Raw genomic sequence first — 7,704 nt, 5'->3', positions numbered from 1 at the left:
TTTTATTTTTTTTCTTTAAAAAAATAAAAGATTGGAACGGATAGCGGGATTAGCTCCTGAAAAAAATTATAATCAATGCGGAATATAAATATTAAACGTCGCCCCTTTCATTGGTTCTCCGCTTGCTGTGATAAAACCGTTGTGATTTTCAACTATCTTCTTTACAATGGCAAGGCCAATTCCGGTTCCTTCGTAGACATCTTTGCTGTGCAATTTCTGGAAAACACCAAATATTTTTTCATTGTGCTGAGGATCAAAGCCAATTCCGTTATCGGAAAAAGAGATATGACAGTATTTTTTATTTGGTACTAATTTTTCATCCAACTCTGAGCCATCTGCTACACGGCTGCTAATTTTTATAATTAAAGATTCGTCTTCTTTGGCAAATTTAATCGAATTGTAAATTAAATTTTCCAATAACTGTATAAACTGAAATGGAATAATACACGCCAATCCATGCAAATCGGTTTCAATTACAGCATTTTTTTCTGCAATATTTTCCTGTAAAGCTTCCTGAATATCTGCAACAATTTTATTCAGATCAATAGTTTCAAAACTCCTGTCGACAATAGTGGTGCGGGAAAAAGTAAGCAAACTATTGATTAATTCTCTCATTCTGTTTGTAGAATACAAAATTCGGTTGAATTTTGCTTTCCCGTCTTCAGATAAATTTGGATATTCATTTGAAAGTATCAGATTTGTAAACGTCTGTATTTTTCGTAATGGTTCCTGAAGATCGTGACTTGAAATGTAGGTAAAAGCATCCAATTCTGTATTTTTCTTTTTGAGTTCTTCGGCATGTTTTTCTATCGCCGCATATTGAGCTTCAAGTTTTGTATTGGCTTTTAAAATGATTTCGTTTAAGGTTCTGGTTTCTTCTTCTTTGGCACGTAGTTCCTGATTTTTTCTGAATAATTCTGTAAAAACCATTACTTTGGCCTGCAAAATTTCTGGAGATAACGGTTTAATCATATAATCTACCGCACCAGATTGATATCCTTTAAAAATATACTCGTTGGCGTTCATATTGGCAGTCAGGAATATAATCGGAACATGTTTTAATTTATCGCTCTGGCGAATGAGCTCAGCGGTTTCAAAACCATCCATCAGGGGCATTTGCACGTCCATTAATATAATTGCAAAGTCCTGATTTTTCAATAGAATTCTCAAGGCATCTTTTCCAGAAGATGCCTCGACAAATTTGTAACCTCTGTCGGCGAGAATTACCTGTAATGAAAGCAGATTTTCTTTTTTGTCATCTACAATCAAAATTTTGATTGGATTATCTGCAATGTTACTTTTCATTGAATATCTTATTTAAGCCACACACGCATCAACGTGGATAATTGTTCAACATTTACAGGTTTTGTCATATAATCTGAAGCTCCGGATTCGATACATCTTTGTCTATCGCCTTTCATCGCTTTTGCCGTTACTGCAATAATGGTCAGATCTTTATGTTTTTCGTCTTTTCTAATGCGTTTCATGGTCTCGTAACCGTCCATTTCCGGCATCATAATATCCATCAAAACAATATCTATCGCTTCGTCATTGTTTAGTATATCAATTGCTTCCTGACCGCTTTCTGCACTTATTACATCAAGGCCGTAACGCTCCAGGGCCGTGGTTAACGCAAATAAATTTCGAACATCATCATCAACCAAAAGCACTTTTTTGCCCTGTAATACATCTTCTTTCAAATAGAAAGACTCGATTCTTTCACGCATTTCGTCCGGAAGTTCCTTATGAACACGATGCATAAATAACGCCGTTTGATCTACAAGTTCATCCAGAGAATCGAAACTTTTTAAAATGATACTATGTGCAAACCTGTTTAATCTGGCTCTTTGTTTATTATTTACATCTCCTGCTGAGTGTATAATAATGGCGGTTTCCTGCCCTGCAATGTTATTCTCCAGGTCAGTAATAAGATCTAAACCGTCTGCATCCGGTAAAACCAAATCTAAGATAATACAATCAAATGATTTTTCGCTTATTAATGCAACGGCTTCTTTGGCTGTTTTTGCGCTTAAAACTTTAATGTCGTTACCGCTTACAGCTTCGAGTATTCGGTTAAGGTCGTCTTCATTGTCATCAACCACTAACAGGTTTTTTGTTTTTCTGTTTTTAAAGTCGTGAATATCATTAAACAAATTAGTTAATGAATCATTTTTAACGGGTTTAAGAAGGAAGTTTCTTGCACCACGTTTAAGGCCTTTGTTTCTTTCATCTTCACCGGAAATAATATAAACCGGAATATGACGCAAATTAAAATCAGTCTTCAGTCTGTCCAGAATTTTCCAGCCGCTCGTATCCGGCATATTCAAATCCATCGTAATGGCGTGCGGATGAAACTGATTGATAAAATCAATAACATCGTTTCCTTTTGTGGTAACAATAGCTTTTATGCCGTTATTGTGTGCTTGTTCGAGCATGATTTTGGCAAAAGTTAAGTTATCTTCTGCAATCAGCAATACTTTATCGTCCGGTTTAATGTCGGTTCTGTCATCACCCACTTCATCGACAAAAAACAAATCAATATCAGATCGATTAAATCTTTCTGACGGCAACGATTTAATGCGGCCTTTTAGATCTGTTTCTTCTGTAACGTCAATGTTTTCAATTTCGGCAATATGAACGTATTTCAACGGAAGGAATAAGGTAAATTTACTACCAATGTTGGTTTCACTTTCCAATTCGATACTTCCGCCTAATAAATCAGAAAGTCCACGGCTAATGGATAATCCTAAACCTGTACCACCGTATTTACGGCTTGTTGAACCTTCCGCCTGTTGGAAAGCTTCGAATATTATGTTTTGTTTTTCTTTAGAGATACCAATTCCTGTATCCGAAATTTCGAAAGCAACTACCGATTCTGCATTTTCTAGATTTATATTACTCGTTTTCCAGTTGTTATCTGCTTTGTAAATTTTCAGTTTTACTTCTCCTTTTTCGGTGAATTTGAATGAGTTTGAAAGTAAATTTTTCAAAATCTGGTTCAATCGCTGCGAATCTGTTTCAATCAATTCAGGAAGATTTTCATCCATAATAATATTGAAACGTAAATGTTTTGCTTCTGAAATCGGGTTGAAAGTAGAAGCCACAAAGTGACTGATTTCATCAAAACTAATTGGGTTATAATCAACCGAAATATAACCTGATTCGATTTTTGACAGATCCAGAATATCGTTAATTAACTGAATAAGGTCATCTCCGCAAGAGTTGATCGTTTTGGCAAACTGAATTTGTTTTTCGGATAAATTTCCGTCGCGATTCGCAATTAATTCATTCGCCAAAATCTGCAAACTGTTCAGCGGAGTTCTTAACTCGTGCGACATATTTGCTAAGAATTCTGATTTATATTTGGATGTCAAAGTAAGCTGATCGGCTTTTTCTTCCAACGCTTTTCTCGCCACTTCGACTTCCTGGTTTTTAAGCTCTACTTCTTCTTTTTGATTCGCTAATAAGAATGCTTTTTCTTCCAGTTCCTCATTCGTATTTTTCAATACTTCCTGCTGGCTTTTCAGCTCGCTTGCCAACGATTGTGATTGTACCAATAACTCTTCGGTTCTAGAATTTGATTCGATCGTATTCAATACAATACCAATACTTTCTGTTAATCCTTCAAGGAAATCTAAGTGGGTTTCGCTAAAAGTATCCAGCGAAGCCAGTTCGATTACGGCTTTTAATTGTCCTTCAAACAATACCGGTAAAATGATAACGTCTTTTGGTTTTGCGTCTCCAAGTCCGGAGTTTATTTTGATGTAATCTTTAGGAACATTACTCAGAATAATTCTTTCTTTTTCAACCGCAACCTGACCAATCAATCCTTCGCCCATTGCGTATTGCGTTGGCGAATTTTTTCTTTTGATGTAAGCGTATGAAGCGATCAAATTCAATTTTGAATCATCAAAATTTTCATCTTCCTGCAGAATATAAAAAAGTCCGTGTTGTGCGGTTACAACCGTTGCCAGCTCCGAAAGGATTTTTTTGGTAACCGAATTCAATTCTTTTTGCCCCTGAAGCATTTGGGTAAATTTCGCTAAATTCGATTTCAGCCAGTCTTGTTCCTGATTACGTAATGTTGTTGCTTTCAGGTTCGAAATCATCTGGTTGATTGTATCTTTTAGGGCCTCAACTTCACCTTTTGCCTCAACACCAATAGTTCGCGTTAAATCCCCTTGCGTTACCGCCGATGCTACCTCAGAAATTGCACGTACCTGAGTCGTTAAATTTGCTGCAAGCTGATTTACATTTTCTGTTAAGTTTTTCCACGTTCCTGATGCTCCCGGCACATTCGCCTGACCTCCCAGTTTTCCTTCTGCCCCAACCTCACGTGCCACAGTGGTTACCTGATCAGAGAAAGTTGCCAGTGTATCAATCATTTCGTTGATTGTATCCGTAAGTTGAGCTACCTCTCCTTTGGCATCAATAGATAATTTTTGTTTTAGGTTTCCTTTTGCTACCGATGTTACAACTTTTGCGATTCCACGTACCTGACCCGTTAAGTTCGAAGCCATTACGTTAACCGAGTCTGTTAAATCTTTCCAGGTTCCGGCAACCCCTTTTACTTCTGATTGTCCTCCCAGTTTTCCTTCGGTACCTACCTCACGCGCCACACGAGTTACCTCGGATGCAAACGAGTTTAGCTGTTCTACCATCGTGTTGAAGGTGTTTTTCAAATCCAGAATTTCCCCTTTTACGTCTACGGTAATTTGTTTAGAAAGGTCGCCATTTGCCACGGCTTTGGTTACATCGGCAATATTACGCACCTGATCGGTTAAGTTGGATGCCATCTGATTCACCGAATCCGTTAAATCTTTCCACGTTCCGGCAACTCCGGGAACGAACGCTTGTCCGCCCAGTTTACCATCTGTACCCACCTCACGCGCCACACGAGTTACCTCGGATGCGAAGGCACGAAGCTGATCCACCATTGTATTTACGGTTTCCTTTAATTGAAGAATCTCTCCACGAACGTCGGCCGTAATTTTTTTGGACATATCCCCGTTGGCAACGGCAATCGTAACCTCGGCAATATTACGTACCTGAGTTGTTAGGTTACCTGCCATTTGATTCACCGAATCCGTTAAATCTTTCCAGGTTCCTGCAACTCCCGGTACATTCGCCTGACCTCCCAGTTTTCCTTCGGTACCTACCTCACGCGCCACACGAGTTACCTCGGATGCAAACTCACGAAGCTGATCCACCATCGTATTCAGGGTTTCTTTTAATTGAAGGATTTCCCCACGAACGTCTACGGTAATTTTTCGGGACATATCTCCGTTGGCTACTGCAATCGCCACATCGGCAATATTACGTACCTGAGCGGTTAAGTTACCCGCCATCTGGTTAACGGAATCTGTTAAATCTTTCCACGTTCCGGCAACTCCCGGTACATTCGCCTGACCTCCAAGCTTTCCTTCTGTTCCTACCTCACGCGATACCCTTGTAACCTCAGATGCAAATCCTCGCAGCTGATCCACCATGGTATTAATTGTATTTTTTAACTCTAAAATTTCTCCTTTTACGTCAACGGTAATCTGGAGCGATAAATCCCCTTTTGCTACCGCGGTTGTTACTTCGGCAATGTTACGCACCTGACCCGTTAAGTTGGATGCCATTTGGTTTACGGAGTCTGTTAAATCTTTCCAGGTTCCACCAACACCTTCTACCTGCGCCTGACCTCCCAGCTTTCCTTCGGTACCTACCTCACGCGCCACACGGGTTACCTCGGATGCAAAGGAATTCAACTGCCCCACCATCGTATTAATGGTATTTTTCAACTCCAAAATTTCTCCTTTTGTATCTACGGTAATCTGGCGTGATAAATCTCCTTTTGCTACCGCCGTCGTTACCTCGGCAATATTACGCACCTGACCGGTTAAGTTGGATGCCATTTGGTTAACGGAATCTGTTAAATCTTTCCACGTTCCGCCGACACCTTTTACTTTTGCCTGACCTCCGAGCTTTCCTTCTGTACCAACCTCAAGTGCCACACGCGTTACCTCAGATGAAAACGAGTTGAGCTGATCCACCATCGTATTAATGGTTTTTTTCAGCTCCAGAATTTCCCCTTCGGCTACGGCTGTAATTTTTTTAGATAAATCTCCATTTGCTACGGCCGTTGTTACCTCGGCAATATTACGTACCTGACCCGTTAAATTCGATGCCATCTGATTCACCGAATCGGTTAAATCTTTCCAGGTTCCACCAACTCCTTTTACTTTTGCCTGACCTCCCAGTTTTCCTTCTGAACCTACCTCACGTGCCACACGAGTTACCTCGGCACCAAAGGAGTTCAGCTGATCCACCATGGTGTTGATCGTATTTTTAAGTTCCAGAATTTCTCCTGCAACGTTTACTGTAATTTTTTTAGATAAATCTCCTTTTGCCACGGCGGTTGTTACCTCGGCAATGTTACGCACCTGACCTGTTAAGTTGGATGCCATTTGATTTACAGAGTCGGTCAAATCTTTCCAAACTCCACCAACACCTCGCACTCGCGCCTGACCTCCCAGTTTTCCTTCAGATCCTACCTCTACCGCCACACGGGTAACTTCAGATGAAAATGAATTCAGCTGATCCACCATGGTGTTGATCGTATTTTTAAGCTCGAGGATTTCTCCTTTTACGTCTACGGTAATTTTTTTCGAAAGATCTCCTTTTGCTACCGCCGTTGTTACGTCAGCAATATTACGCACCTGACCTGTCAAGTTGGATGCCATCTGATTAACCGAATCGGTCAAATCTTTCCAGGTTCCCCCAACTCCTTTTACCTGTGCCTGACCTCCCAGTTTTCCTTCGGTTCCTACCTCTCTCGCCACACGGGTTACCTCAGATGAAAATGAGTTCAGCTGATCCACCATCGTATTGATCGTATTTTTAAGTTCGAGGATTTCTCCTTTTACGTCTACGGTAATTTTTTTAGATAAATCTCCTTTTGCCACGGCGGTTGTTACGTCGGCGATATTACGTACCTGACCCGTTAAGTTAGATGCCATTTTATTTACTGAGTCGGTCAAATCTTTCCAAACTCCACCCACTCCTCGCACTTTTGCCTGACCTCCCAGTTTTCCTTCTGTACCTACCTCACGTGCCACACGGGTCACCTCCATTGAGAATAAGTTCAGCTGTTTTACCATTCCGTTTACCTCTTTTGCAATTCTGAGGAACTCTCCCTGAAGCGGGTTTCCTTCGATAGAAAGCGGCATTTCCTGAGACAAATTTCCTTTTGCAACCGATGTAATTACGTGCGCAATCTCAATAGTTGGATGCACCAAATCTGAGATTAGCGTATTTACAGAATCTACACAAGAACTCCAGGAACCTCTGGCGCCATCAAGTGCTACACGATTGGTTAGTTTTCCTTGTTTACCAATGCTTTTTCCCACTTTTTGAAACTCAAAAACCATTCGTTCGTTAAGGTCGATAATTTCATTTAAAGTATCACAAATAGAACGTTTTACACCGCTTTGATCTGTTGGAAAACGCTGTGTAAAATTTCCGTTTTTAACTTTAATTAAAATTTTTAAAAATTCAGCATCTGTTAAAACAGATTCTTCGAACTCTTCATTTGTTTTTTTCATAATTCTTAAAATGAATTAAATTTATCTTTTGGCTGAATAGTTTATTGTTTATAGTTTGTAATCTATTGTTTATAGCTTATAACTATTCTCTAAAATCTTGCTTCTTTGTTCTAAA

The 7,704-nt window shown here is 39.7% G+C and carries 2 protein-coding genes; both read right to left on the bottom strand.

Annotated features, from left to right (window positions below; translation table 11 throughout):
• Window positions 1–72 precede the first annotated feature (72 nt).
• Window positions 73–1,305, bottom strand: a complete 1,233-nt coding sequence (locus RT99_RS05510) for a response regulator (RefSeq protein ID WP_042563743.1) — start codon at window positions 1,303–1,305, stop codon at window positions 73–75.
• An 8-nt stretch (window positions 1,306–1,313) separates the two neighbouring features.
• On the bottom strand, window positions 1,314–7,589 hold the full coding sequence (locus RT99_RS05505; protein ID WP_042563742.1) for a HAMP domain-containing protein: 6,276 nt from the start codon (window positions 7,587–7,589) through the stop codon (window positions 1,314–1,316).
• Between the last annotated feature and the right edge of the window lie 115 nt (window positions 7,590–7,704).

Source organism: Flavobacterium sp. MEB061, assembly GCF_000834715.1.
Classification (GTDB): domain Bacteria; phylum Bacteroidota; class Bacteroidia; order Flavobacteriales; family Flavobacteriaceae; genus Flavobacterium; species Flavobacterium pectinovorum.
This window is presented reverse-complemented; position numbering and strand designations above follow the sequence as displayed.

What these genes read in the sequence shown, in the direction of transcription:
- RT99_RS05510 (WP_042563743.1), bottom strand. Translation starts at nt 1,305, where the DNA reads ATGAAAAGTAACATTGCAGATAATCCAATCAAAATTTTGATTGTAGAT.
- RT99_RS05505 (WP_042563742.1), bottom strand. Translation starts at nt 7,589, where the DNA reads ATGAAAAAAACAAATGAAGAGTTCGAAGAATCTGTTTTAACAGATGCT.